The 26255-nt window shown below is 36.6% G+C and carries 25 protein-coding genes; 4 read left to right on the top strand and 21 right to left on the bottom strand.

Annotation, left to right across the window (positions count from 1 at the left end; all coding sequences use genetic code 11):
* Nucleotides 1–6: 6 nt before the first annotated feature.
* Entirely contained in the window at nt 7–1107 is a 1101-nt protein-coding gene (locus O1A01_RS11395) for an FAD-dependent monooxygenase (protein ID WP_235858044.1), read from the bottom strand.
* Nucleotides 1108–1118: 11 nt separating this feature from the next.
* Nucleotides 1119–1856 carry a GTP cyclohydrolase II gene (locus O1A01_RS11390; RefSeq protein WP_270066292.1) on the bottom strand — a complete coding sequence of 246 codons (738 nt, stop codon included), beginning with the start codon at nt 1854–1856 and terminating at the stop codon, nt 1119–1121.
* A gap of 237 nt (nt 1857–2093) precedes the next feature.
* On the opposite strand from O1A01_RS11390, the gene O1A01_RS11385 reads away from it, so the two are divergent.
* Entirely contained in the window at nt 2094–2624 is a 531-nt protein-coding gene (locus O1A01_RS11385; protein WP_066411740.1) for a helix-turn-helix domain-containing protein, read from the top strand.
* Between the two features lie 42 nt (nt 2625–2666).
* On the opposite strand, the gene O1A01_RS11380 is transcribed toward O1A01_RS11385, so the two are convergent.
* The 4 genes from O1A01_RS11380 to O1A01_RS11365 all read right to left on the bottom strand — a co-directional run bounded on the left by O1A01_RS11380 (nt 2667) and on the right by O1A01_RS11365 (nt 4932).
* Nucleotides 2667–2903: a glutaredoxin family protein gene (locus tag O1A01_RS11380; RefSeq protein ID WP_066411746.1), complete on the bottom strand. Its 237-nt coding sequence runs from the start codon at nt 2901–2903 to the stop codon at nt 2667–2669.
* Nucleotides 2900–3226, bottom strand: coding sequence for a bacillithiol system redox-active protein YtxJ (ytxJ, locus tag O1A01_RS11375; RefSeq protein ID WP_066411749.1), 327 nt, complete (start codon nt 3224–3226; stop codon nt 2900–2902). The genes O1A01_RS11380 and ytxJ overlap by 4 nt, the downstream gene beginning before the upstream one ends.
* A 157-nt stretch (nt 3227–3383) precedes the next feature.
* Nucleotides 3384–4103 carry a 3-ketoacyl-ACP reductase gene (locus O1A01_RS11370; protein WP_270066291.1) on the bottom strand — a complete coding sequence of 240 codons (720 nt, stop codon included), beginning with the start codon at nt 4101–4103 and terminating at the stop codon, nt 3384–3386.
* Nucleotides 4104–4299: 196 nt separating this feature from the next.
* On the bottom strand, nt 4300–4932 hold the full coding sequence (locus tag O1A01_RS11365) for an FMN-dependent NADH-azoreductase (RefSeq protein WP_270066290.1): 633 nt from the start codon (nt 4930–4932) through the stop codon (nt 4300–4302).
* A 251-nt stretch (nt 4933–5183) separates the two neighbouring features.
* Here O1A01_RS11365 and O1A01_RS11360 point away from each other — a divergent pair, with 251 nt between their 5' ends.
* Together O1A01_RS11360 and O1A01_RS11355 are read left to right on the top strand one after the other, a co-directional pair.
* Entirely contained in the window at nt 5184–6182 is a 999-nt protein-coding gene (locus tag O1A01_RS11360; protein WP_270066289.1) for a glutathione S-transferase family protein, read from the top strand.
* Nucleotides 6183–6193: 11 nt separating this feature from the next.
* Entirely contained in the window at nt 6194–6697 is a 504-nt protein-coding gene (locus O1A01_RS11355; protein WP_270066288.1) for a GNAT family N-acetyltransferase, read from the top strand.
* Between the two features lie 73 nt (nt 6698–6770).
* On the opposite strand, the gene O1A01_RS11350 is transcribed toward O1A01_RS11355, so the two are convergent.
* From O1A01_RS11350 to O1A01_RS11335, 4 genes are all read right to left on the bottom strand, one after another.
* Complete coding sequence (locus O1A01_RS11350) at nt 6771–7133, bottom strand: group I truncated hemoglobin (RefSeq protein WP_270066287.1); 363 nt, start codon at nt 7131–7133, stop codon at nt 6771–6773.
* A gap of 66 nt (nt 7134–7199) precedes the next feature.
* Nucleotides 7200–8216, bottom strand: a complete 1017-nt coding sequence (locus O1A01_RS11345) for a DoxX family membrane protein (RefSeq protein WP_270066286.1) — start codon at nt 8214–8216, stop codon at nt 7200–7202.
* Nucleotides 8217–8236: 20 nt separating this feature from the next.
* The gene (locus O1A01_RS11340) at nt 8237–9622 is read right to left on the bottom strand and encodes a class II fumarate hydratase (RefSeq protein ID WP_270066285.1); all 1386 of its coding nucleotides are present in this window, start codon (nt 9620–9622) and stop codon (nt 8237–8239) included.
* Between the two features lie 157 nt (nt 9623–9779).
* Nucleotides 9780–10145 (bottom strand): DUF6508 domain-containing protein, encoded by a 366-nt coding sequence (locus O1A01_RS11335; RefSeq protein ID WP_270066284.1) that lies wholly within the window; start codon nt 10143–10145, stop codon nt 9780–9782.
* Between the two features lie 305 nt (nt 10146–10450).
* Between O1A01_RS11335 and O1A01_RS11330 the strand changes: the two genes are divergently transcribed.
* On the top strand, nt 10451–11101 hold the full coding sequence (locus tag O1A01_RS11330; protein WP_066411772.1) for a YczE/YyaS/YitT family protein: 651 nt from the start codon (nt 10451–10453) through the stop codon (nt 11099–11101).
* 36 nt (nt 11102–11137) lie between these two features.
* Here O1A01_RS11330 and O1A01_RS11325 read toward each other — a convergent pair whose 3' ends face one another.
* The 11 genes from O1A01_RS11325 to tenA form a co-directional block, all read right to left on the bottom strand.
* On the bottom strand, nt 11138–13903 hold the full coding sequence (locus tag O1A01_RS11325; protein WP_270066283.1) for a VWA domain-containing protein: 2766 nt from the start codon (nt 13901–13903) through the stop codon (nt 11138–11140).
* A complete protein-coding gene (locus O1A01_RS11320; RefSeq protein ID WP_270066282.1) occupies nt 13887–15665 on the bottom strand; it encodes a vWA domain-containing protein in 1779 nt (592 codons plus the stop codon). The genes O1A01_RS11325 and O1A01_RS11320 overlap by 17 nt, the downstream gene beginning before the upstream one ends.
* A 5-nt stretch (nt 15666–15670) precedes the next feature.
* Nucleotides 15671–16534, bottom strand: a complete 864-nt coding sequence (locus O1A01_RS11315) for a DUF58 domain-containing protein (protein WP_328225239.1) — start codon at nt 16532–16534, stop codon at nt 15671–15673.
* Between the two features lie 21 nt (nt 16535–16555).
* On the bottom strand, nt 16556–17545 hold the full coding sequence (locus tag O1A01_RS11310) for an AAA family ATPase (RefSeq protein WP_443081803.1): 990 nt from the start codon (nt 17543–17545) through the stop codon (nt 16556–16558).
* Nucleotides 17546–19078 carry a DUF8809 domain-containing protein gene (locus tag O1A01_RS11305; protein ID WP_270066280.1) on the bottom strand — a complete coding sequence of 511 codons (1533 nt, stop codon included), beginning with the start codon at nt 19076–19078 and terminating at the stop codon, nt 17546–17548.
* Between the two features lie 2 nt (nt 19079–19080).
* A complete protein-coding gene (locus O1A01_RS11300) occupies nt 19081–19932 on the bottom strand; it encodes an ABC transporter permease (RefSeq protein WP_270066279.1) in 852 nt (283 codons plus the stop codon).
* Entirely contained in the window at nt 19932–20864 is a 933-nt protein-coding gene (locus O1A01_RS11295) for an ABC transporter ATP-binding protein (RefSeq protein WP_270066278.1), read from the bottom strand. The genes O1A01_RS11300 and O1A01_RS11295 overlap by 1 nt, the downstream gene beginning before the upstream one ends.
* Nucleotides 20851–23292 carry a DUF8725 domain-containing protein gene (locus O1A01_RS11290; RefSeq protein WP_270066277.1) on the bottom strand — a complete coding sequence of 814 codons (2442 nt, stop codon included), beginning with the start codon at nt 23290–23292 and terminating at the stop codon, nt 20851–20853. Before O1A01_RS11290 ends, O1A01_RS11295 begins: the two co-directional genes overlap by 14 nt.
* A 131-nt stretch (nt 23293–23423) precedes the next feature.
* The gene (locus tag O1A01_RS11285; RefSeq protein ID WP_157076579.1) at nt 23424–23834 is read right to left on the bottom strand and encodes a hypothetical protein; all 411 of its coding nucleotides are present in this window, start codon (nt 23832–23834) and stop codon (nt 23424–23426) included.
* 658 nt (nt 23835–24492) lie between these two features.
* Complete coding sequence (locus O1A01_RS11280; RefSeq protein WP_066411791.1) at nt 24493–25428, bottom strand: hypothetical protein; 936 nt, start codon at nt 25426–25428, stop codon at nt 24493–24495.
* Nucleotides 25429–25543: 115 nt separating this feature from the next.
* Complete coding sequence (gene tenA / locus O1A01_RS11275) at nt 25544–26215, bottom strand: thiaminase II (protein WP_066411793.1); 672 nt, start codon at nt 26213–26215, stop codon at nt 25544–25546.
* Nucleotides 26216–26255: the final 40 nt, after the last annotated feature.

The following is a 26255-nucleotide window of genomic DNA, read 5'->3' as shown; positions in this document are numbered from 1 at the left end:
CTTTTCTTACACTACTGACACTTGTCTAAAGTTCTCAGCGAATGTTTTCTCTTTTACAATTTGACCTTCTTGTTGCGCTTCCACTTCTGCTCTTCTCATCAGTTCAAACTTTTTTAACGTATCTTTGGAAAAATTCATTTCAGCGATAGCTTCTGTTAAAATTGGTGCTAAAATGTGTGCATCTTTTAGGCCGGCATTAATTCCGATTGCTCCCGTCGGTGTCATCGTATGCGCTGCATCTCCTATAATGACAAGCCCATCTTTTACCCAAGTTGCCGTTTTAGAACTATGAACATGGAAGCAGATAAGATCCCTCCAAGACTGTAGTTCAGCTACTGATTGTTTTAGTTGCGGAAAGCTTTTCGTTAACGGTTCCATAAATGTTTCGAATGGTGTTTGTTTCAATTCATTAAATGAGCCTTCTTTAATGTTCCAACCAATTTGAATATATCCACCTGTTTGAGTAAAAAGTGCAAGCTGATTACCTTCGACTTGAAGCATTCGAACAGTCGGCTCCCAGTCAAATGGAGCAGTTATTTTCGCCCATAACACATCATACCCATGATGAATGGTTTCGACCGGTATATCAGCTAACTTCCGTACAGTAGAAAAACGTCCATCCGCACCAACAACGATCGAGCTACGAATCGTAAAATGCTCGTTTTCTTTCTTTACTTTCACTCCACAATACGCGCCATTCTCATCCTGTAAAAGTTCAGTAACGGTTGTGTTATAAAAAAGCTGAAAATGCTTAAGTTTACTAGCTTCATCTAAAATAGTATGAATAAGATGATCTTGCGGAACGTGGATACCTACATGGTCGGCCGTATCATTCGGTGTAATTTGTTTTACTATTCGCTCGCCATCTACGTATTCTACCTTTTTCATTTTCAGTAGACCTTTTGTTTCTACCTTTTCATATAATCGGTGCTCTTGTAAAATAGCCTCAGATTCAGCATTAATATGCTCGCCTCTAAAAGCACCTACCTTACCAGACGTACGTTCAATAACAATAGTCGATACGCCTTCTTTTGCTAATAAATATCCAAGTAATGCTCCGCTTGGCCCAGCACCAACTATACATACATCCACATGGACATTCATCATTTTTCACCTTCTCACATTGGGACTTTTAATTTTTGTATATGTCCTGATTTTTCTACTTTTGTTTGTAAATAACGCTCATTATATACGGACACATCTCCCCATAACGAAATGTGGGACGTTATATCTATATCATAGTTTCTTAAAGAAGCTAATTTGTTCGGATTATTTGTGATCAAACTAACAGGTTTATTTCTTAACGATTTTAATACACGGATTGCTTCTTCGTAAGAACGGGAATCATCTTTAAATCCTAACTGCTCATTCGCTTCCACTGTATCGAAACCTTCTTGTTGAAGAATATAAGCTAACGATTTAGAGAATAGACCTATTCCTCGCCCTTCGTGATTAGCGATGTAGAATATAGCGCCACTGCCATTTTCTACAATCATTTTCATCGATTGTCGTAATTGATAGCCACAATCACATTTTTTACTACCGAAAATATCTCCAGTATGACAAATGCTATGAAATCGAATAAGCGCGTTGTCGGCATGAGCAAAGTCTCCGTACACTAAAACGGAAGATTGCTGTGATGATGCTAAATCTGCTTTTGGCAATGAAGCTAGTAAACTATTTTTTTCACTAGGTAGTCCATCTAAATTGAGCCAAGTGTACCAATTAAACAGCACTTCTTGTTCGTCTAACTGAACAGGAAGATTTACTGGTCCAACTACAGCCATGTTTGGTTTTTCATGTTCATGTATAATTTCAATTTTTTCATCCAATAATTTCAGTATATTATCGTTCATTATCATCTCTCCTTTAATAACTATAGGAAGTATATATTAAAATTCCTCAGAATGATAATAATAGGCTTTGAGTTTTTTGTTAATTTTTGTGATGATTATAGTATATAGCAAAAATTCCAATAGGTTTCTAAATATGAAAAAAAGTTAATTATAGAGTAACAAAATGGGCGTTGCTCGTCAACAATAAATTTGCTAATATGAATATATGTTTCATATTAGAGAAAACGAGGTGTCTTTATGGATATCGGTTCAACCATTCGTTCCATAAGAAAAAGAAAGAAAATAACGATTGCTGAAATGAGCTGTGGAACAGGCTTGTCCAAAGGCTTTATTAGTAATATGGAAAACAACAATACGTCTCCGTCCATAAGCACGTTAGAAACGGTTGCAAATTTTTTAAATGTACCATTAACGTATTTATTATTAAAAAAAGAAGATCGTATCCAAGTTGTTAGACAAGACGAAAGAACGTTAACGATTTCCCAACAAGGAAAAATGAAAGTTGAGACTGTTTCCTCACGAGGAGGATTGCGGATCATGCACGTTGAGCTTGAACCAGGTGCATCATCTGGAGTAGAGCCCCATGCTCATCAAGGCGAAGAATGTCACGTCGTTTTAAAAGGGACAATTCTTGCTGAACAAGGGGAAGAATCAATTATTTTGAACGAGGGAGATTCCTTCAGCTGGAACGCTAGTGTACCTCATATCGTGAAAAACATCGGGGAAGATCCTGCTGTTGTTTTAATTGCTGTTTATTCAACAAACTAAAAAGGTGGCTTCAAACGAAAAATCGTTGAGCCACCTTGTTTTTTATTTTAATGTACGAATAAGTTCCTGCAATTCTTCATTTAGTCCTTTAACTGCTTTATCTCCCACTACAGTAACAGGAACACCCATAAAGCCAAATTTTTCTACTTCCTTTTGATACTCAGCGCTTGACATTACATCACGTACTTCAAACTGTACGCCTTCCTCTTCTAACATTTTTTTTACGAAAGTACATTCTACACAGCCTTCGGTAGAATAAACGATAACTTGTTTACTCATGCACCGAATGCCTCCTTAATGGAATCTTTCGTAATTTTCCAATGAGAAGTGTTCCAAACAACTTTTCCATCTTCTATTAAGAAAATTTGTGGTGATTCATGCTTAATTTCAAAGCTTTCCGCAACTTGGTTTGAAACAGGACGATCTTCGATTACGTGTACGATAGCTGCTGATGGATCAAACTCGGTAACATAAGCTTGAAACTCTTCGTGAGCTTTGGCACTAATTGGGCAAGTAGTACTATGCTTGAAAAGTAATTTCTTACCTGGTTGTGCTACAAATTCGTTTAATTGTTCAACACTTGTTAATTGTGTTAAAGCCATTTTAAACACCATCCTATAATTTTATTCGAGATTATATCTTCGCGTATACTTTACCATAAACCTACATAATAATACTATTTTTTTGTTTTGTTTCGAACTTACTAAATACTATTACGTTTTTTGCATAATAAAAGGGCCAGCTAACTGACCCTATACCTTATGGGTTTGTCGACCATAACCCTGCTGATTTAATGAAAATACGTGGATGCAACTTAAGTTGTGCCACAATATATTCTGCTAAATCTTCTGGTTGCATTACTTTTTCAGGATTACCATCCGTTAAGTTTTCTTTAAATGCTAATTCCGTTGCTACCGTACTTGGCGTAAGAGCAGTAACTCGAATATTATGCTTGCGCACTTCTAGAGCAAGTGACTCTGTTAAACCTAGTAAACCAAATTTAGAAGCACTATACGCACTCGTTACAGGCGCCCCTTTTTGCCCAGCAGTTGAAGAAATATTAATAATATCTCCACCACTTTTTTCTATTAATTGCGGAAACACTGCTCTCGTTACGTAGTAGACTCCCATTAAATTAATATCGATCATGCTTTTCCATTCTTCTGGTGATAATTCTAAAAATCCACCAAACTTTCCGATACCTGCATTGTTAATTAATATGTCAAAGGAACCTAATTTGTCAGTCACAGATTTAACAGCATCTTCAACTTGTTCTAATGAAGAAACATCCGCAGTAGCATACGCCACTTTTACCCCATAAGATTCGATTTCAGATGCAACTACCTTTAAATCTTCCTCCGTACGGGCTAATAAAGCAACATTTACACCTTCCTTCGCTAGAGCAATAGCTGTCGCTTTTCCAATACCTTTTCCTGCACCAGTGACAAGTGCAGTTTTACCTTGTAATGATTGTCCCATAATAAAAAGCTCCTTTCTAAATTCAATAAAATTCAGTATATGTAATCTAGGTTATTATCATACGGGATGATGAAAAGAGGTGTCAAAAAATATGACTCCGAGTGATAACTATTCGACATGCTTAGTTGTCTTTGTTAGATTTCATAAAAACAAAAGAAAAGCACCATTAAAAAAGTGCTTTTCCTCCTATTACTTATTACACTGTTTGTAATGCTAGATTAGAAGCAACATCCGCTACTTTGCGTAAACCTTCTGCGATGATTTCTTCTGCTTTGTCCGGCATTGCATTATGACCTTCGATAATTACTTCTTCCATAATTTCCATTCCGAATACGCCACCAACGACATTTTTAATATAGTTTGCAGACATTTCTAATGGTGCCATTTCTGGTGTTGAGTAAACTCCACCACGAGCACTTAAGATGATTACTTTTTTGTCTGTCATTAAGTTAACTAACTGACCATTTTCATCGTATTTGAATGAGTAACCAGCTTCATAAACATAATCAATAAATGTTTGAAGAGTTGCAGGAATTGTTAAGTTCCATAATGGGAATGCGAAAACAACTACGTCAGCTGCAGAAAGCGCATCTTTTGCCTTTTGCTTCGCTGCTAAAATACGTTTCTCAACATCTGTCATTTCCTCCCCAGATTGTAATTTACCGAAAGCGTTAAATAGATCTTGTCCGAAATACGGCATATCTTCTGCAAAAACATCAAACGTCGTAACGTTCGCACCTTTAACATTCTCGATAAATGTTTCATACATCTTACTTGATACAGCTTCAGAAGCTGGACGGTTATTTGCTTTTACTACTAATACGTTCATTTTATATGAACCTCCTATATGTTGAATTAAAAAATCTTTAATTCATAATATATCAGAATAACTTAAATTACGTCAAACAAAAAAACTCCACAATAGATAATAAACAAAAAAACCAAATTTCTGATTAAATATTATTGTCAAATAATTATTTTTAATTAAATTTTAAATAATTGACTGAATAATATAAATAGGAATAAAATAGAAATGTACTTACTTTTTATAAGTATCTTATAGGAGAGGACGGTTTAATCTTGAGTGAACATAAAGTAAAGCCTAAGGCTGGCGAAATTTCAGAAGACGGATCATTTAAAAGACAAAAAAATAAGTTTACTAACCCGTTTGGTAATAACCCTGGTAACTTACCGGTTGAAGCAAATCGATATCGTTTATTATGGACCCCTGCGTGCCCTTGGGCACACCGAACTGTTATCGTTCGAAACATCCTTGGACTTGATCAAGTAATTAGTTTAGGTACCGCAAGTCCGTTACGACCGAAAATTCCTCAAGTAGATTGGGAGTTTTCGCTTGACGAAAAAGGAGTCGATCCAGTATTACAAATTCGCTATATGAGTGAAATTTACAAAAAAACAGAACCGGAATATAGCGGTAGACCGACAGTACCAGTAATGGTCGATTTAAAAACAAACACCGTTGCTAATAACGATTATTTTAAGCTTACTAATTACTTAGAAACTGCGTGGAAACCGCTTCATAAAGAAAATGCACCAAACCTATATCCAGAAGAGCTACGAAACGACATTGATGAACTTAACGATGTAATCTTTCATGACATAAATAACGGTGTGTATAAATGCGGTTTTGCCTTATCGCAAGAAGCATATGAAGAAGCGTACGACCGATTATTTGCTAGATTAGATGAATTGGAGGATCGTCTTTCGAATCGCCGATTTCTGTTCGGTGATTATATTACAGACTCCGACGTCCGTCTATACTCCACATTAGTTAGATTTGACGCTGCTTATTACACTGCTTTCAATACGAATAGAACATTAATTAGAGAGTTCCCTAACCTTTGGGGATATGCACGTGACTTGTACCAAACAGCTGGTTTTGGAGACACGACTGATTTTGATTCAATAAAGAAGCATTATCATGTATCCATCACTATTTTTGTAGATAAAGAGGATGTGAAAATACTACCGAAAGGACCTGACCTTTCCTGTTGGAATGAGCCTCATCACCGTGAGCAAATTAGTGGTAAAAAAGAAAAATTTCTTATTCAAAATTAGGAGGCAGCATCATGTTGAATGTAAGAGGTGCTTTAGTAAGTGAAATAAAAGACATAAGAAATCAACGTGTGGAAGCTTACTCGGAATACGAGAATTTGCTGCCTGCTGACCATTGGAAGGCGTTAAAGCAATCTATATTATCTGAAACGGACTTACAAGATGGAGTCGAGATTATCGTTGCGGAACTCGAAGGAAACGTTGTAGGAAGTGTTGTCTTATTTCCACCAAAAATAAAAGCATATGAAGGTTTCGGTGATGTATTAGATCATTCTGAAATACGAATGCTTGCCGTTTCCCCTACTGTGCGAGGAAAAGGAGTTGCTCTCGCATTAGTGAAGGAATGTATGAATCGGGTAAAAGCAAAAGGTTATTCTTCTATCGGGTTACATACTGGAGAATTCATGAAAGGTGCCATTAATTTATACGAACAATGCGGTTTCAAAAGAATTCCCGAACACGATTTCGAGCCGGCAAATGACGGAATAATCGTAAAAGCGTTTCGGTACGATTTTTAGGAAAATATCATTATCTTTCCTTTAGAAGGAAAGCCTGAGGAACAATAAAAGGGACAGTTTAACTTCTGTCCCTTTATTTATTTACTATACTATCCTTTAATGTCGCTACTTTATTTAATGCCTTTTCAATATCATCCACAGGAACCTGGAATTGAGCAAGTGCAGCGTGCAAATGTTTTACAATAGCCTCAAAATCTCTTTCCTGAATGTCCATTCCTTCGTGTGCCTTCTCCATAGATTTCCCAGTATATTGATTTGGTCCTCCTAATGCAAAACTAATAAATTTTGTTTGATGACGACGTTGCTTTTCCATATCCGTTTCATCAAAAAAATGCTTTACCGTTTCATCTTTTAATACAAGTTCATTGTAAAAATAATCAACAACGGTTTCAATTGCTTCCTCGCCACCTATTTTCTCATAAAGTGTAGGCTCCATTTTATTTTCACCTCTTCTTATGTTTACAGATTCTATTATCCGCACCGAATTACAGATTATTCCTTTTTATGCAAATCGGTAGTATATTAATAAAAACGTCGCGAGGACAAATAAAAAGTTAAGAAACACAAAAATCATTTGATTCAGCAAACTTTTATGGATTTTTATTGGTGGGTCATAGAATGATACCCCTTCGATGATAAATATAATTAATACAATGTGAATCATAAAATGACCGATAATTTCAGTAATTCCAAATAACATCGTAGTAGAAATAAAAATTAACGTTAACACAAAAGCCAAAACTCTATTTAATATACCTACTACTAATAAATAACCTACAACAAATTCAATAAAGGCTGCTAACACAACAAAGGTTTCTGGTGGAAATCCAAAAGTCGGAACTTGGTGGTTTTGGATAATGTCGATACTCATAACAGGAAATACCCATTTTTCTACCGCTACCCAACATAATGATAGCCCGGTTCCTAAGTATAGAAAAGGAAAGCCCCAATTTTCTAATTTCGTTTTACCAACTAACAAAACTCCGATGATGGCAACGTAAAAACCGTAATCCAACATATGAAACAAGCCAGCAATTTGCAATTGATAGATGAACAATCCTAGTAAAATAATTGACCCAGCTTTTGTTGAAAAGTGATGTGGTATTACTAATAAAGCGATCGTTATCCATAATAGGATTGTTACAAAACCGTCTTGTATTGGAAACTCAGGAGCGAAAATGGTCCCTGATACAGCCTGTATAATAAGAGCTAAAGCTGTTCCATATTTTAATAAATATCGAGAATACTTTCGAAATCGATCAAGAGAAATATCTAATTTTTTCAACAATGGAATTCGCTCCACTAACGGCTCTGATAATTGAGTTAACACAGCAAGAAACAAGGCGATTAGTAAAGATAGCGTCATAAATAATGGCGAGAGGATATTTTCTATCATCTCTTTCTCAGGTGCAACTTCCGTAAACCACTTTACATGAGCACTAACTAAGCTTGGTGAAACTATTACAATAAAGAAGATGATAAATGTTGGCACCGTTCTTGCGTTTATTATTTTGTTCATATGTAATCCTCCCCTCCCCTTCAAACCATCCCTTTTGGATCGAGCGCTTTTTCAATTTCAGGAGTTAACAGTCCTTGCTCCTCTAACACTTGTTGAATGGATATTTTCCTCTCATCCGCCTCCATCCCAATCTTTGAAGCTCTGTCATATCCAACAATGGTACTAATACCTGTAACTAAGCCGAGGCTCGCATTCATCCATTGTTTACAATTTTCCTCTTCAGCCTTTATACCACTAATGCATTTTGTCACTAACGTTGGAAGTGCATTGGAAAGCAATTCAATTGCATCTAAAAACGTATGAGCAATTAACGGCATCATCACATTAATTTCTAATTGCCCAGCCATACCTGCAGTTGTAACGGACGCTTCTCCCCCAACAACTTGGCAACAAACCATATGTACCATCTCTAAAACGGCTGGATTGACTTTACCTGGCATTATCGTGGAACCAGGTTGAACAGATGGGAGCGTAATTTCAGCAAATCCGGTTCTCGGACCACTTGATAATAACCGTAAATCACTTGTTATTTTTATTAAATGCATGGCGAATTCTTTTAGTACAAGCATCACTCGAATCGGTGCATTCGTATTTTGCATAAACGAAAACATGTCTACAGGCTCACGAAATGGAAGGTTTGTGAAACGACTAACCTCCTTTATCACTTTTTCACTATATTGTGGGTGAATATTATTTCTCGTCCCAATTGCCGTACCACCTATACCAATCTCATACAAATAATCCGTTGCTTTTTCTAGCTGGTGGTATATTTCATGAACTGTTTCGGCATAGCCTGAAAACTCCTGTCCTAATCGAATCGGAAGGGCATCATGTAAATGCGTCCTACCTGACTTCATAACTGGCATAAGCTCTATTGATTTTCGTTTTAATTCATTATGTAATTGTTGAACAGCTGGGAGAAGACGATGGACTATATTCTCAGCACCAGCGATATGTATTGCTGCATGAAACGTATCATTTGTTGATTGGGACATGTTAACGTGGTCGTTTGGATGAATACGATTCCCTTCTAGGGTTTCACCTAAAATCTCTGTTGCTCGATTAGCAATTACTTCATTAGCATTCATGTTTTGTGAAGTTCCCGCTCCTGCTTGATACACATCGACAACAAAATGGTCATCCAATGTTCCATCAAGTACTTCCTCTGCAGCCTTTATTATTGCTTTCGCATAAGAAGGTTGAAGAAACCCATTTTCCATGTTCGCCTTGGCAGCAGACGCTTTAATAATTCCTTGCGCTCTTATAAAGGAGCGAGGCAAACTTCTTCCACTTATTTGATAGTTCTCTACAGCACGTTGCGTTTGTGCACCGTAATAGGCATCGCTAGGAATTCGCACTTCCCCCAGCGTATCACTCTCTATACGAAACGTTTTAGAAGATGACATTTAGACTCTCCTTACATGTAATAATCGTTACGAATAGTGTTACCAACTATGCTAATTTAAACCAGCGAGAGATTTCAAAATCACTTCGCTATATTTTGAAAAAAATAAAAGGACCAACAATAATTTTGTTGATCCTCTAAAAAGACTCTTATATAAGTTACGCATTCAATTCTTTTAATCGATATAATATTTTTAAAAATATTCCCCGCTTACAAGCGTAATCCCAACTTCCTTCTGAAAATCGTTCCGCTCTTATATAATGAGTAAGTACCGCCTTTAAAACATGTAAATCAGCTTCCGCAATTTTTTTCTCGTAATCTTCCCGGTCTATTTCTTTCAACACCTCAAAATAATCATGCACGATTAAATCGGTACTATTACATTCATCAATAAAATTCAAAAATACTTCTTCATAATCTGGGTATGCAAACTGACCCTTACTAGTGGAAGTCCAACTACAACACTCAACTAAATCATTTTCAAAATATGAAATGTAGTTAATCAGCTTTTCGTATTTCACCATACTCCCTCATTTCCTATAACTAGAAAAGAAATACCATATATCTATCAACATGTTAAAAGGTAAACAAATCGCATTATTATAGAACTAGAGTTTAGTTCACACATCAATCAGTAACTTACTTCATTGATTCGACAAATCCCTCAAAATCCCTTCCCTTACATAGGAAGAAAGTAATGTATTTTTATTCTCCGAAAAGAACTGCATTAAAGTACATATAGAATTGATTCGTAAAAAGCATAGAAATAATTCAAATATCATGATATGGTAAATGAAAGAATATTTAGACATACGAAAGAAGGATGTATATGAACGGTGCAATACGCTGGCCATTTTTTCTCGTTGGCGTTGTTATTTTTAGTTTAGGAATCTCTGTTACGATTAATGTGCAGCATTTAGGTGTTCATCCATGGGATGTTTTAAATATAGGACTCTATGAAAAATTCGGAATATCCATTGGGTTTTGGAATATTATGTGCGGCATGCTTTTAATCATCGTTTCATGGTTTTTAAACAAAAGTTACATTCGATTAGGTACGTTTCTAAATGCGTTTTTAGTCGGAGCATTTGTAGATTTCTTTTTATGGAGCGATATTTTACCTAGTGCAACACATACTTGGATCGATGTACCGATATTATTAATCGGCATTGTCATTATGGGCTTCGGTGGTGGTGTTTATAATGCTGCTGGAGTTGGTTCTGGTCCTCGTGACGGCTTTATGCTTTCCATCTCCGACAAAACCGGCTTCCGAATAAGTAGGGTACGGATTGTCACTGAAAGTAGCGTGCTAGTACTTGGCCTTATTTTAGGTGCACCTGTATTTATTTTCACGTTTTTATTTACGTTTATTCAAAGTCCAATTTTTCAATTTTTTTATTTAAAATGTAAAGCATTCATTGAAAAATTAGAAGAAAGAAGCGGCAAACGGCAACCAACAGAATCTACGATTGCAAAATAAAAGGGGTCAGAGGCTAGTCTCTGATCCCTTTTTTACTCACTTTCTTCGATTTTTCGCTTTTAGTAATCTTGCCATTCTTTCTGCTTGATTGTCATTGGAAACTTCACTCTTTTCCGTAACAACTTTCTTCTTCTCTTCTTTCCAGTCTAACGTCTCGTCCCTACTCCCCTCAATGATTGGAGCCTGCGCTTTTTCCTGTTTTTGCGATTTAGGTTTCGTTTTCTTTGGAACTCTACTTCGTTTTGCCTCCGGTTTTGATTTTCGACGGAACAATAGGCCAAGTTTATGAAGTGGAGTAAAACCGAATCTTCTTATCGCAACTTCAAGGAAAAACAATAAAAACGCTAAAACGATAAACGGTGTTATAACCGTTTGTGTTCGATAAACATTTCCATTCCAATCACGAAATGCTTCTACTGGATCCTCTAACACTTTTCCACCTGTCATAGTCGTTAGTTGCTCCATTAAAAGTGCATTCATCGGCTTTTGCTCGAACTCTGTTGAATATGGTACGACAATCCCTGTGGAGTACGTGTTTATCGGCACATCGTTATCACCTTGCGAGACTGTTAAAAAGTACATATTTGGAAGCGCTGGAAAAGTAACCTCGTATTGTCCAGGGCCGGTTTGCTTTGTGATAGCCTCGACTACTTCTCCATCATTGCTTGAAACTACAACTTGCAGTGGCATAAATGGGTCCTCTAACGCTTCAATGTTTACAGTTGCTTTTCCATCTGTTATCGATTGATGAACATCATATTGTCCACTTTCAAAAGATGGTAGCGACCATGTAACAATTTCATTCCACAAACTACTCCAACCTGTCCAAGCTGGCCAATCTCCACTCCATGCACCTGTAACGTCTGAAGTCCACGCTACCGTTCTTCCAATTCCGTAATTCATTCGGGCTAAAACCGGATCATCCTTTTCACTAATTACAAGCTCTTCCGCTCGTTGCTTAATCGTAGTCGCAATATACGCATTTAACGAAGGCACTCCTTCTGTAAAATGTCTACTCCAATCGTAGCCGCCTACGATAGATGGATAATGCGGGTTATCCTCAATATACGTTTTTGTTGTTAAGGCTGTTTCCCTAGAAAGAATACTCGGCACAGAACTTGCATCTATTACATCGTAATATCGACCAGTTCCATACTCCGCTAACTCTTCTAACAAGCTACGGTCTGCGTCTCCGCCAATCGCCACAGTAGATAAAGTAACATTATTTTCTAACCCTTCTTCAATTAGTGATTCATAATCACCATGTGGGGAAACACCATCCGTTAAAAGGATTATATGCTTTCTCTTTAACGGGAGGTCTACAAGCTGTTCATATCCTAGTTGTAATGCTGTGTAAATTTCTGTTCCACCCCCGAGTGGCGTAGACCGAATTGTTTCCATTACTTCTGCTTTATTTTCAATCGGTTCTGTTTCAACGACAATCCAAGGCTCTGTGTCAAAAGCAATAAAACCGAACGTATCCTCTTCTCGTAACAATTCTACAGAACGTGCAGCAGCTTCTTTTGCAAGGTCAAACTTTTCACCCATCATACTCCCAGAACGGTCTAACACAATGACTAGCCCTAAAGAAGGGATTTCTTTCTTTCCTTTCACGTCCATATCTACCGGTAGAATCCGTTCAATCGGTGTTTTAAAATATCCACCTAACCCAAACGATTCATTTCCTCCGGTCATGACAAAACCGACTCCGAAATCTCTTACGGCAGTTTCCATCATGTTCATTTGACTTTCACTTAAATGATGCGCAGAAACATTATGAAATAAAATGCTGTCATATTGGAGAAAGCCAGCTAGACTAGTCGGTAAAAGCTCTGATGACACTTGATCAACGTTCCAACCACTCGTTTGTAACGATTCATAAATGTTTTGACCGTTTCCATCGTTATGGACGACAAGTACTCGAGGTTCTCCACTAACATTAGTAATCGCATAAGAGAGATTGTTTTCAACAACTTCATCCGATTGTGCGATTATTTCTGCTTTAAACGTATACATACCTGTTTGTTGTAGAGGAACCTCGTACGCGAAATAATTTCTTCCTTCTGCTATTGCTACTCTTTCACGAATAACCGTTTCATTGTTTTGCGTAACAATTAATTCTCCTTCACTATCTACGTTTGATTCTACCGCTATCGTTAAAGGAATCGTTTCCCCGACAAAACCACTTTTCGGAGTTGTAAAATTACTAATTAATACGTCCTTCACATGTGCTGGTTGAAACGGAATGACATCTACTTCAACGTTTTTCGCGGCTAACAATTCAGCTTGTTTCAGAACATTTCCGCTTGTTTCTACCCCATCTGTTAAAAGTACTACTCTCCCTTTTGCATCAGGAGGAATATATTGAGAGGCGAACGTAAGACCTTCTTCTAAATTTGTAAAATACGTTTCATCATTTTTGGAAACCGAAGATAATTTTCCCGGCTCTGTTGAAAACGCTCGTTCTAGAGTCGTTTTATTTGCGAGTGTAGCAACTGCCACCGCATCCTCTTTCCCTTTACTAGCAACTGCAGTGTTAACTGCCTTAAGCATTTCATTCTCTACTCGTTTCACACTTTCTGACTGATCGACGATAAAGATCGTATGAAGTCCTTGAACGGGATACAATAGTTGCGGCACACTAAGCGCTAAAATAAGAAGTAAATAGACGAAAGTTCGTAAAGTTAGTATCGTATATTCCTTCACACCTTTTTTCATCTTTAACTTTAAATAGAAAACCAAACTTACTATACTCGGCAATAGCAGCAGCAACATGAGAGGTTTCTCAACTTGAAATAGCACGGCGATAAACCTCCCATTCTATTAATAATAGAAAAAAAGCTAACAATAAAAAGATAAAACTAACATCCCTTACAATTAACCCCTCTTCTCGCTCTACCTTGTCAGCACCAATAGAAAAGCTAGGTGCCGGAGTGATTGTTTTCTCACTGTCTTCTAACAATATATAAAGATATTTTTCTTCCACTTTATCCTCATATGTTTCGCGAATCGTATACAAACCTGGTTCGACTGGTAGTTCAATTGGCTCGTCCAAACCTTCCATTTTTGTAATGTGATCTCCATTTATTAATTCTAGGTTTTCCACTAACGGAGATACATCATAATTCAATATTTCCCCTGGAATAAAATACCCTATTAAACTGCTCTTCTCTAATAAAAATTGCAACGAATTGTAAAAAAACAATGGAAAACTAGGGTGTAATGGCCAATCCGAGTCTTCAATGTCAAAGCCTAACACGACGATTGGATACCCTTCATATGTACCAGCTTGAATGAGCGGTACACCTTCCGCATCTACAATCGTTTCTAACCCTTCTATCTCTGTATCATAGGCATTTGCAATATAAACATTTTGCATATCTACTAAATGTAGTAATCGATGTTGGGCATCTAAACGATATTTTCCTTCAATCGGATTTTTAGCTCCCTTATGTCCGAATACAACTTTCGGACCGACCGGCCATTCCTCTTGATCGAGACCTTTCACGAAATGTACCCCTGCATTTTCACCATTTGAAGAACCAGATACGTGGATCGTATTTGCACCGCCAATTTCAACGGCTTTCGTAACAAACGGATGAATTCCACTATGTAGATATACGTCCGAAGGTTGTTCCTCTATTAAAAAGGTAAATTGATTATTGTCGAGCTTGTAAGCTTCATCACCTGTAATAACAGCTTCATAGTAAAAGGCTGGGGTAAGATCCTGTAATGAAACGGTCACTGTAGACTGAGCATCCACATCGGTTGTTTGTTCATTAATCTTTTCTCCATCGCCATAAATAATAAGCTCCACTTCTTTTGCTTTTAGTGATTCATTATAAATCGTCGTAATCCCAATTATTTCATCATGACGCTTTGCAACACCAAATGTATGTACAGCTACATTTTCCGTAGCACTTCCAACATTTTGAACATGGAGAGAGATGCCATCGTTTATTGTCGGTAATTCATCTCTTTTATCATATTGATCTGTAAATACATAAATTTGTCCAGTCGATTCCCCAATCAACCCTTGTGCAAGAACGATCGAATCAGTAATATTCGACTGGGCGTAACTAAGTTGTAAACTTTCCACTGTATTTAACCAATCACGTTTCGTATTACCTGCTTCATTAAAAAGAGCGGGAGTACTTTTTGCCTCAAGCACGGTAATTTTCTGGTTATCTACTTGACTAATAAGCTGCATGGCTTGTTCCTTACTTAATTCTAATCTCGTTTTCCCTTCATTCTCTAATGTACCCATTGAAGCTGAAGTATCAAAAATAAAGACAATATGTTCTCCTTCTAAACCTTTCATTTCATAGAATGGCTTCACTAGAGCAAAAATGAGTAAGAGTAATATGAACAATTGCAAATACATAAGGAGGTGATGTTGAAGCTTTTTCCACCAAGCTTGAGCTTCATATTCATACATCCACTCTTTCCACAACAACACAGACGGTATTGTTTTTGTTTCGTATTGTTTGCGAAAAAAATACATCATTATTACAAACAATAAAAATATAGTAAATAAAAAGTATATTGGATATAAAAATCCCATTAATATCACCTTATCCAACCTTGAGAGGTCATTCTTTTAAACAATATATCTTCAATTCTTTCAGAAGACGAGCAAAGTAAGTAAGAGATGCCTCTCTCAAAGCAAAAACTTTTCATATATTCAATCCGGTTGTTCATTTTCGTTATATATGACTTTCGCGTGTAATCCGTAACAGTTACATTTACACCTTGCTTCGTTTCACTGTCTTCCAGCAAAAAATCACCCGTAAAAGTTGGCTCTAATTCCTCTTTGTCTACTAAATGAAGCAATAACACTTGCTGTCGATTTGCTTGAATTTTTTTCAACGTAAGTTCAACAGAGGAAATCGGCTCCATTAGATCCGTAATAACAATAGAAATACTACTCTTTCGTTGAATAGTTTGCGCCACTTCTTCACTAAAAAGAGCTGTTGTGTCTTTCGGTTTTATGTTTTCTACTACGCGAACCATCTCATACAAATACGACTTTCCTTTTCGATAAAGATAAGGAGCATCTTCACTATGAACAGGAATGATTGAAATACGATCATCATTACATAATCCAATGTAAGCGATGCTAGCGGTAAGTTGCTTTGCTAACTCCCACTTTTCAGGAAGAACACTCATTGATTTTGTACAATCTAAATAGATGGATACGCTCAATTCTTGTTCGTCTAAATATCTTTTAATATAGTGCTTGTTCGTTCGTGCATAAATGTTCCAATCTACTTGCCTTAAGTCATCACCAGGCTGATAGACTCGATAATCGGAGAAATCATGAGAAGAACCGAATCTTGATGACTTCCTAGACCCTTTTTGCCAGCTTCTCTTCAATTTTCCGCTTTGAATCGAGTACGCTTGAAGTTGCCGTGATAATTTAGCACTTAACAAGGTAATCACCTTTTTTCCAATTTAGTCTATATGTTGCATAACGTCTTCTAAAATTTCATCAACTTCTACACCGGATGCTTCACCTTCAAAGTTTAAGAAGAGGCGGTGACGAAGAACTGGAAAGGCAGTTTGTTTTATATCTCCTTTCGAAACATGAAAACGTCCTGCGCAAAATGCCCTAGCTTTTGCGATCCGAATTAAACTTTGTAATCCACGTGGACCTACACCGTACCGGACATATTGTTTTACTTTTTCACTAGCATGCTCGTCACTTGGATGTGTTGCCATAATTAGCTTTACTGCATAATCTACCATTTCATCAGAAACTAAAATTTCTTTTACACTTTGTTGAATCTTTATAATCATTTCTTGATTCATGACTTTTTCTGGTTTTGTGCTTTCTACCCCTGTTGTACGATTAATAATTTCATAAAGATCTTGCTTGCTAGGGTATCCCATATTTATTTTTAATAGAAAGCGGTCCATTTGCGCCTCTGGTAGCGGATACGTACCTTCCATATCAATCGGGTTTTGCGTAGCTAATACGAAAAAAGGAGCCGCTACTTTTCTCGTTTCACCCATTATCGTTACCGTTTTTTCCGCCATCGCCTCTAATAACGAGCTCTGCGTTTTCGGAGTAGCCCGGTTAATTTCATCTGCAAGTACCACATTGGCAAAAATAGGACCTTCATGAAACACGAATGACTGTTTACCATCATCTTGTAACTCAATCATTTTTGTTCCTGTAATATCAGACGGCATTAAGTCTGGCGTAAATTGAATCCGTGAAAAACTTAACTCCATTACATCCGAAATTGTCCGAATAAGCATCGTTTTACCGACTCCAGGCATACCCTCTAACAGCGCATGCCCTTCTGCTACCATTGCCCAAATTAATTGTTCAATTACTTCTTCTTGACCAACAATTACTTTACTTATTTCTGCCTTCACCTGTTTAATATGTGATTGCAAAAGCGCTAGTTCTCTTTCTCTTTCTTCCAAGCTAATCACTCAATTTTCCCCTTTCGGATCAATCTCACTGTAATAGTTTTTTACGATTTCTTCGAGTTTTGATGGCAACTTCATTCGCTCAAGTGATTCGCGATATGTTTTCTCGTACGTCGCATAATACTCTTCATACGACTGCACTTGTCCCCTAATGACTGGTGAATTCGGATCAACCTCATATTCCGAATTTCCTTCTCCTGTTGGGCCACCATCAACTTCTGTATTCCCTTCTCCATCCACATTGGAAGGAAACGTTAATTCCCGTGATCCAGTTCCAATTCCTGCACCTGAACCACCTTGGCCTTGGCCTTGACCCTGACCTTGTCCCTGGCCTTGACCCTGACCTTGTCCTTGACCTTGTCCTTGACCTTGGCCTTGACCTTGACCTTGGCCTTGACCTTGACCTTGACCTTGACCTTGGCTATTTTGTTGGTTCGGATTACTGTTGGGTTGATTCATATTCGAAAGTGCTAAGGTTGATGGATTTAAGCCAGCACTTGACATCTTTCCATATTGATTAGTCGCTAACGATTGTAAACCAGCTAATAAACTTTCTAATTCTTCTAAAGAGGCTAGTTCGTCAAGTAATGCCTCTAATTCTTCTAATAGTGCAGCTAATTCCTCTTCACTTAATTGATCCATCTCTAATTTGTCTTGATCAAGCAAACTTTCTGCAAGCTGTTTTAACTGTTCCAATTGCTCGTCGTTTAAAGTTGCGAGGTTACTCATTAGTTCATTCATTTTTTTATCCAACTCATCATAATTTCCTTTTAGAGCAAGTTCCGCTAACTCATTTTTCGGATTTTTATCGGATAAATCTTTCAATGCTTCCTTCTTTTCTTCAAGCTCCTTTAAACGTTCATTTAAATCATTTTCTTTTTTCATCAATTCTTTTAGGAGCTCGTCGGATTTTTCTATTTCTTTTAACGGGTCTAGTTTCGCAACTTCTGCATCAACCTGTTCTTTTTCAAGCTTTTCTTCTACTAATTCTTTTAACTCATCCTTCGTTTCCTTCACAATTTTCTTATCTTCTTCTAACATTTTTGCTTCTGACATCGTTTCGTTAGGTAAAACAAATAATACACTCGATATTAAAATAGCAAAACAAGCGATGAACAGCCGTTTCCAATAAAGAGATGGCAGCTTCTCATTCAAAATTACGTCTTCTTTTTCACTAAGTCTGCTTACTGTTTCTTTCCGCTGAAGCTGTGCCATTAACGAATTTTGTTTACTAAATGAAAGTGCTGTAGAAAGACGGTTATCCCCCATGAATTGATCGGCGTACGATGCAGCATCATAAATAGATGGCTTTTTCCATAAATAGTAACCAATAAAAACTAGAAGTACTAGTACACCTATAAATAACGCTTTTTGCAAAACATAGAGAGTTACAACGATACGCGCAAATAAGAAAACAGTTAAGATGGACAAACTCGCATACATCATTCCGGTTTGCACATTTCGATTAAAAAATTGCACACGTAGCTTCCGCCGAACCTTTCGTAAAAGACTCGTTAGCTTCTCATTATCGTTCATGATTACCCTTTCCTTTTCGTTGGTCTCATGTTTGGTCTAAGCTTTTTAATGCTAATAAAGATTAATAGAGCCGAAAGTAAAAGATAGGAAATGACCATACCTATTCCTAAAGACATTGTAATACCAGTAATTGTTTCGAATTCAATTTTGAAATGCTGCTCAAAATTTAACATTAAGTAAATAAACGGGTTAAACATCGCAATAAAATACGGTGCTGGATTTGTACTTGGCGTTGTCATACCTTGTTGTGTATAAGCTATTGTAAAAAACGTGAGTACTGCTGTACCTGCTGCTAAAAAGAAAGCTACACCGTACGTACATATCATAGCGACAATGGTCTTTTTAATGATAGTTGAAAAGAATACCCCAATACTTCCCAATGTAAGCATCGTTAAAAGGTACGTACCGAACGTTATAAATAATAACGACGGCGAAATTCCACCGAATAAGAAAACAATACTGTAAAGTGGAAGTGATGAAAGAACGATTAATAATAAAAACGACAACGAAGATCCAAGTTTACTTAAAATAATGCTTGTCGACGTTTGCTGCGTTGTTAATAGAATATTTAATGTTTGTTTTTCTCGTTCACTACTAATAACACCAGCTGTTAAACCTGGCGTCATAAAGAAAATTAACGCAAGTTGTACGAAAGCCATGACCATAAACATGGATTTACTCTGTTCCGGTCTAAACATTCCCATCGAGCTATACCTCGTTGTCATGTAAATGAAAAATAGGGCAATAGCTCCTAACACAATTAAATATAGTAGGATGGCAAGGAAGCTTTTAATAGTTCGAAAGCGTAATTTAAATTCTTTATTTAACATCGGATTAATCATTTGGGCTTTCATTACTCCACCCCTTTCGTAATTTCTAAAAAGATGTCTTCTAAATTTGATTCTTCCTGACTGAAACTCAAAATCATAATTTCATTATTTAATGCCGTTTTTAAAAGATTGATTTGATCTTCGTCTGTCCCTTCAAAAGCAAACGAAATAACATTTTCCTTTTGTTCACTGCGTTGAATGTTAGATACAGCAGGAATATCTTCAAAAAATTGAATAGCTCGTTGAACATCACTTAGTAACGATACTTTTAACACTTTATTTGATTGTAACTGTTGCTGAATTTCTTCTACCTTTCCTGTCGCAACTAACTTTCCACCATTAATAACACCTAGTACATCACACATTTCTGCTAACTCTGGGAGAATGTGAGACGAAATCATGATTGTTTTCCCCATATGTTTTAATTCTCGTAATATTTCTCTCATTTCAATACGCGCCCGTGGATCAAGTCCAGATGCAGGCTCATCTAATATTAATACTTCTGGATCATGGATTAGTGATCTTGCTAAACAAAGTCGTTGCTTCATTCCGCGAGAAAGTAAATCAACGTATGCATCTTTTTTATGACTTAGGCTAACTAAATCTAACAATTGTGGAATTAGTTTTTGACGTTCTTCATAAGGAATTTGATAGCTAGCACCATAAAAGTCTAAATACTCTTCCACTTTAAATTGATCATACACTCCGAAGAAGTCAGGCATATAACCAATATGTTTTCTCACCTTTTGTGGTTCTTTCGTTACATCAAAACCATTGACGAGCGCCGTACCTGATGTTGGTGCAAGAAGTGTCGCGAGAATGGAAAACGTCGTCGATTTCCCAGCTCCGTTATGACCAACAAACCCGAAAACTGTCCCTTTTTCAATAGTAAGGTTGAGGGAATCTAGTGCTGTAAAACTACCATATTTTTTTGTGAGATTTTTAATTTCGATCATTGTTCAGTTCCCCCTCGATCTCGATTGCTGGCACAGTAATTTCTGAATCAGTAGATGGATCAATTTTCACCATTATCTGTATCGAGTTATTTTCATTGATATACACTTCTACATTCGAGTCAATTGTGACAGTACTTTCATTCGGTAAATCTTCAAACTCATTTGTTTTACTATTCAATAAAAAGTATTCTATATACTCATTTCTCGTTCTAAGCTTCAGCTTTATTTTATTTATCGCATCTTTTTCTTTATTAATAATATCTGGCAACTGATACTCGATTGTATAGCTACCTGGACCTAAATGGATAAATTGCTCCCCGTAATCCAATCCGTTATGGTAAATCGTGCCTCTTTCACCTTCCATTACAGAAATCGTTGGAGAGAAATGTTCTTCTTTCATATTAAAGATTCCCACTTCATCTATTTGCATTTTTACTGGAATAGCAACTAAATGCATGGAAGTACTATTTTCACTCTTTCCATTAACTTTCGGTTCCAATATAGATTGATGAACATATCCAATCAGTATTGGTTGATCAATCGAAAATACTTGATTATTATTGAGAAGCATGGAAAGCATTTGATATTTTCTCCACTCTTCTAACTCGTCTTTTTCAATATTGGATCCATAATGGCTCGTCATTTTTTTGTGTATCTCTGGAAAAACACGACCACTAACGAATTGAGTTGGTGCCGTTAAGACGTTTGCCACATTTTTTTGCGTAATTTCGGAGTTCACTTGGAATTTTTCACCTATTCCAATGTCCCCTAATTTAGTTGCACTGCCCCCAGCTAATAAGTGTGCGTCTTTTAGCTCATAAGGAAGTAAGTTTTCAACGGTACCGACTATTTTTTCACCTTCAATACTGAGATTAACATTCATATCTCCTAAGTCCACAGATTGAACTTTTCCTAGTGCAGAACGAATAGACCAATAATCAACATTGTTATACGTTATTTCTGTCCCTTGTACGCCAGTCTGAATGTAAGCGTGACGTCTTGCTGTTTCAAAGTTATTATCATAACCATACACAATTGGGAACAAATCTACTCCTTCATGCTCAGTAGAAATTTTGTACGCTCCACCACTATTCGTTAGTATTGATATAATACCAACACCTGAAGCTGGCTGAGACGAGTCTTCATTCATTAACAATATAGTAGATTCGTTAATTTGCGTTCCTGCGATTCGATCTTTCGCACCAATGACAAAGATCATCACACTAGTCGTAATCGCAATCGTCGGAATAATCCACCACGCATGTTCACGTTTATCCTTTTTGTAAAGAATAAAATATAATACAGGTATTAAAACTATTAAATAAATAATAAATGCTCCAATTAATAAGGGAACGGAAATAATGGAGCCCGGAAACGATTCTCCAACACTTGTCAGTTCGTAAAGGTTTTCATAAAAACTAGGATGGTGGTAGCTATTCACGTTTTTACTAGAAGCTTTTTGTAAAATGGCCCTCCACCACAAATTTAAATGCTCCCAATCCTTCCAAGCATCTGATCCTAAATTACTATTTACTTGTGTAACCTTACCAAGGCCAATTGATTTATGATAAACGAGTGGAACATCGCCATCCTTTGCGATTACTTGAGCGTTTTCATCACTTCCTTGACCAGTAAACGTTGAAATTCCAGTTGGTAAACTTCCATCTTCAACGAGAGAATCCAATGCAACTTCAGTGGATGGTTGGAAGAGTAAAAAATCTTGTAATTCTCCTAAGTCGTTGGAAATCCCTATTTTCGTATCATAAATAATCGATCCACCGCTAGCTACCCATTGTTTGATGGCGGTTTGTTGCTCCGAAGTAAGCGTTGATATAGCAAAATCATGTACAAGTAGCACATCGAACATTTCTAAACCGAACGATTGAGTAGGAATGTTATCGGCTGAAACATTTAATAACTCAATAGGTTCCGATTGATGACGAATTAGTTTGAAATAATTTACTGCATCGAAGTTATTACTTAGCACTCCAACAACTAACCGATTGTCGCCTAAATAACGAGGTTTTGCGGACGCATTACCTTTTAGCTTAATTTCTTTCCCTTTTTCTACTCCTCCTTCATAAAAACTAATAAAATTTGGAGGTGTGTTGCCATAATAGGAGAAATATTCGTTCATCCCTTTTACAGACAGCTCTACTGTTTTCGTTTCTCCAGCTCCTATTTCTACTGGCACAACGTAGCTACCTGATGCATTGTAACTCGGACTCGAGAAAACGACTAAATCTCCTTTTATATACTCACCGTTATTTTTTAGCTGGACCCTAACTGGGAATCCTTTAAACTGTTGAACTTTATTATCAACCCCATATTCCACCTTCACTTCTACGTTAGTTTCTGCATTGGTGGTCGTAGGATTTAAAAAACTAAACAGTAGTGCAATAAGCATAAAATACATAAATTTCCTCAAGTGACTTCCCCCTATATCATTATGTAACCTAAATCTTATTTCTCTTTTTTGGTAAAATAATAACTTCTATCTTCTTAGACGGTAAATGGAATGAAAAAGTTTTCCTTTTCTACATATATTTCTTTAAAAGATTACATTGCACTCTGTATCGATTCCCAATCAACAAGTTTTCTTAATAGCTCATCAACGCTCCAAAGAATAATAGAAGCTAAAGTTGAGCCGATAAACAAAATCCCCCCAAAAAAGCCCCATTCCCCAAATGGTTCCTTAAAAATAAAACCGACGATAAACACACAAACTAGACCGAAAAAAAGATGAATCCCAAACGATACTGCAAGCCTTTTCCTCTTCTGTATATTTCTCGTTAACCTTTCAGCTAAAAACGTAACAGGCATACCGTACAGTAAAATAAACGGTGTCCCATACATGAGAAATACCCCATACATTCCCCAAAAGATAGATGAGTCACCACCCCAAACTACTAAAAATAACGGGACTAGTAAGCTTGTTAAAATAAACGCAATTATCTTCCTTAATATCACCAAAATCCCTCATCCCCAAAAAAGTAAAGAGACGACAAAATCTCTCTTACTATAAATTCCATACGGCTTAAAAAAATCCTTTTTATGTAAGAAATATGTTGAACCTTGTCGATTTGGTTCCATCATAAAAGACCGACTGCTTCTGTTGTAGTCGGTCTTTTTTTCTGTAGCACAACCATTACTTAAGGGACTTTTTTAACTCGTTTAAAACATAATTTTCTCGTTTCACCCAGCTGTTCTGCTCTACTTCATTTATTATTTTGTTATTTTGTACAATCGCTTCGTTTATGGAGACCCATTTAGGTGTAAATTGCAGGGCTGCTTCATAATCATCTAGCTTTAGAGCATATTGTTCCTTATCTGTTAAATCTCGATAATGGAGTTCAGTAATTTTTGGATCATTTTCGATTCTTGTTAAGTATTTTTGAAAAGCTGTTAAGTAATTTTCGATCCTTGTTAAGTATTTTTGAAAAGTTGTTAAGTATTTTTCGACTCCTGTTAAGTATTTCTGAAAAGCTGTTAAGTAATTTTCGATTCCTGTTAAGTATTTCTGAAAAGCTGTTAAGTAATTTTCGATTCCTGTTAAGTATTTCTAAAAAGTTATGATGTTCATATTCATCCCGGCGTTTTTCTACTCCATTTCCTAACTTTTTTCCTACTAACTCTCCAACACTTCTATTCTTTCTGCTTGTACATTAATTAGTTCCTTCTCCAAGTCACTCTTTTGCTCTAAGAGGATTTTCAAAACTCTAGATACGTCTATTTTCGTTTTTTCTGTTTGGTCGTAACAGTCATTAATTTTTCCGTGTACAATCCAATCAACAATGATGCCGTCAAAGAAGTAGTCTGCAAATGTTAATAATCCACCTGTCTCGAAATTCGCATCAAAATGACTTTCAATATCTAACAACTCCTCTTGAAACTGGCGTAAACGGCTTTGAGCTTGATGTATGTAACGTTTTGCCTCATCAAACCGACTATGTTTCATTGCGGTAGAAATGATCCCTCCACCGAACATATCAAATGTGGACCAATTTTTTGCCGAATTTAATTCATTCAACGCTCTATTTAATGCCAAAACAGTGCTATTACCCGCATCTATTGCCTCTTCATATTCTTTTAAACTAGCAGTTATCGTTGCTTCTCGATCAGCAAGTGTATATAGTCTTTCGCTCCATATGGAATGTTTGTCATGAATTAAGCGCTCTTTTTCTTGAATAATTTTTTCATACTCTATATCGGCATACGCAACATCGAGGTGCTTATCCTTATATTCTTCTAACTCTCGCTCCATATCGGAAATTGTTTCTAACGCTTCAGTGTACTTTAACTTCGCAGCTAATACTTCTTGCTGCTCTTTATCTAACTTTTCAAGCTTTCTACCGATTATTGTGTAAAAAATATTTGATAAGGAGAAGCTTTCTAATCGAGTAACATCTTCCTTTTCTTTCAACAATTGCTTTTCTAATTTATTTTTCTTAGATTCTTCTGCCTGTAAGGATGCATGTAACCGTTCGATATGCTCCTCATATTTTACTTTTTTACGCATTTTTTCTTTTGATACTATTAACTTTTCATTTAAGTCTGTGAACAAATTGTTTCCCCCTTAATACTTCTATACTAATAGTACGAAATATTAAGTATAGAAGTTTCATTACGTTAAAACGAAAAAAAGAGTAACGAAGCATCGTTACTCTAGTATATCTTAGTTATTCTCCCGGCCACATTTGGTTGTTGTACGCCATGTCCCAGAACATATATTCAAATCGTGTTGTGTTTAAAAAGATTTTCTCTAATTCTAGTAGCTCAGTGTCCGATTTTCCTTCTGCTAATTCATCCATTAAATCAATACACCACGTTGCAAGCTGACCAAATTCCTCTGAGCTGTACATACGAACCCATTCACCATACAACTCATGATCCGTTGCACCAGGAATTTGACTTAACTCTTTCCCAATTTCCCAATAGCTCCACGCACAAGGCAAAAGGGCTGCTACGAGTTCCGCCAACGTCCCGTTTTGTCCTTTATGTAACATATAATGTGTATAAGCTAAAGTGATAGGAGACGGCTCCGCATTTTCTAACTCTTCAGGAGATATACCAAACTGAGCTGCATAACTACGGTGAAGATCCATTTCTTCATGTAGCGTTCCGTGCAATAGCGCTGCAAATTTCTCCATCGTTTTCACATCTGTTGCTTTTAATGCCCCAATACTGAACAATTTAGCATAGTCAATTAAATACACATAATCTTGGACCATATAAAATCTGAATTTCTCTTTATCTAGTGTCCCGTTCCCCATTTCCACCACAAATGGATGGGAATGATTTTGTCTCCAAATTGGCTCTAACTTCTCTTTTAATCTCTCAGTAAATTTCATTTGTATCCTCTCCTTTTTAAAAATAAAAAACCACTCTCTA

Source organism: Sutcliffiella sp. NC1 (assembly GCF_027594365.1).
Taxonomy (GTDB): domain Bacteria; phylum Bacillota; class Bacilli; order Bacillales; family Bacillaceae_I; genus Sutcliffiella; species Sutcliffiella cohnii.
This window is presented reverse-complemented; position numbering and strand designations above follow the sequence as displayed.

What these genes read in the sequence shown, in the direction of transcription:
- O1A01_RS11395 (WP_235858044.1), bottom strand. Translation starts at nt 1,107, where the DNA reads ATGATGAATGTCCATGTGGATGTATGTATAGTTGGTGCTGGGCCAAGC.
- O1A01_RS11390 (WP_270066292.1), bottom strand. Translation starts at nt 1,856, where the DNA reads ATGAACGATAATATACTGAAATTATTGGATGAAAAAATTGAAATTATA.
- O1A01_RS11385 (WP_066411740.1), top strand. Translation starts at nt 2,094, where the DNA reads ATGGATATCGGTTCAACCATTCGTTCCATAAGAAAAAGAAAGAAAATA.
- O1A01_RS11380 (WP_066411746.1), bottom strand. Translation starts at nt 2,903, where the DNA reads ATGAGTAAACAAGTTATCGTTTATTCTACCGAAGGCTGTGTAGAATGT.
- ytxJ (WP_066411749.1), bottom strand. Translation starts at nt 3,226, where the DNA reads ATGGCTTTAACACAATTAACAAGTGTTGAACAATTAAACGAATTTGTA.
- O1A01_RS11370 (WP_270066291.1), bottom strand. Translation starts at nt 4,103, where the DNA reads ATGGGACAATCATTACAAGGTAAAACTGCACTTGTCACTGGTGCAGGA.
- O1A01_RS11365 (WP_270066290.1), bottom strand. Translation starts at nt 4,932, where the DNA reads ATGAACGTATTAGTAGTAAAAGCAAATAACCGTCCAGCTTCTGAAGCT.
- O1A01_RS11355 (WP_270066288.1), top strand. Translation starts at nt 6,194, where the DNA reads ATGTTGAATGTAAGAGGTGCTTTAGTAAGTGAAATAAAAGACATAAGA.
- O1A01_RS11350 (WP_270066287.1), bottom strand. Translation starts at nt 7,133, where the DNA reads ATGGAGCCTACACTTTATGAGAAAATAGGTGGCGAGGAAGCAATTGAA.
- O1A01_RS11345 (WP_270066286.1), bottom strand. Translation starts at nt 8,216, where the DNA reads ATGAACAAAATAATAAACGCAAGAACGGTGCCAACATTTATCATCTTC.
- O1A01_RS11340 (WP_270066285.1), bottom strand. Translation starts at nt 9,622, where the DNA reads ATGTCATCTTCTAAAACGTTTCGTATAGAGAGTGATACGCTGGGGGAA.
- O1A01_RS11335 (WP_270066284.1), bottom strand. Translation starts at nt 10,145, where the DNA reads ATGGTGAAATACGAAAAGCTGATTAACTACATTTCATATTTTGAAAAT.
- O1A01_RS11330 (WP_066411772.1), top strand. Translation starts at nt 10,451, where the DNA reads ATGAACGGTGCAATACGCTGGCCATTTTTTCTCGTTGGCGTTGTTATT.
- O1A01_RS11320 (WP_270066282.1), bottom strand. Translation starts at nt 15,665, where the DNA reads ATGGGATTTTTATATCCAATATACTTTTTATTTACTATATTTTTATTG.
- O1A01_RS11305 (WP_270066280.1), bottom strand. Translation starts at nt 19,078, where the DNA reads ATGAACGATAATGAGAAGCTAACGAGTCTTTTACGAAAGGTTCGGCGG.
- O1A01_RS11300 (WP_270066279.1), bottom strand. Translation starts at nt 19,932, where the DNA reads ATGAAAGCCCAAATGATTAATCCGATGTTAAATAAAGAATTTAAATTA.
- O1A01_RS11295 (WP_270066278.1), bottom strand. Translation starts at nt 20,864, where the DNA reads ATGATCGAAATTAAAAATCTCACAAAAAAATATGGTAGTTTTACAGCA.
- tenA (WP_066411793.1), bottom strand. Translation starts at nt 26,215, where the DNA reads ATGAAATTTACTGAGAGATTAAAAGAGAAGTTAGAGCCAATTTGGAGA.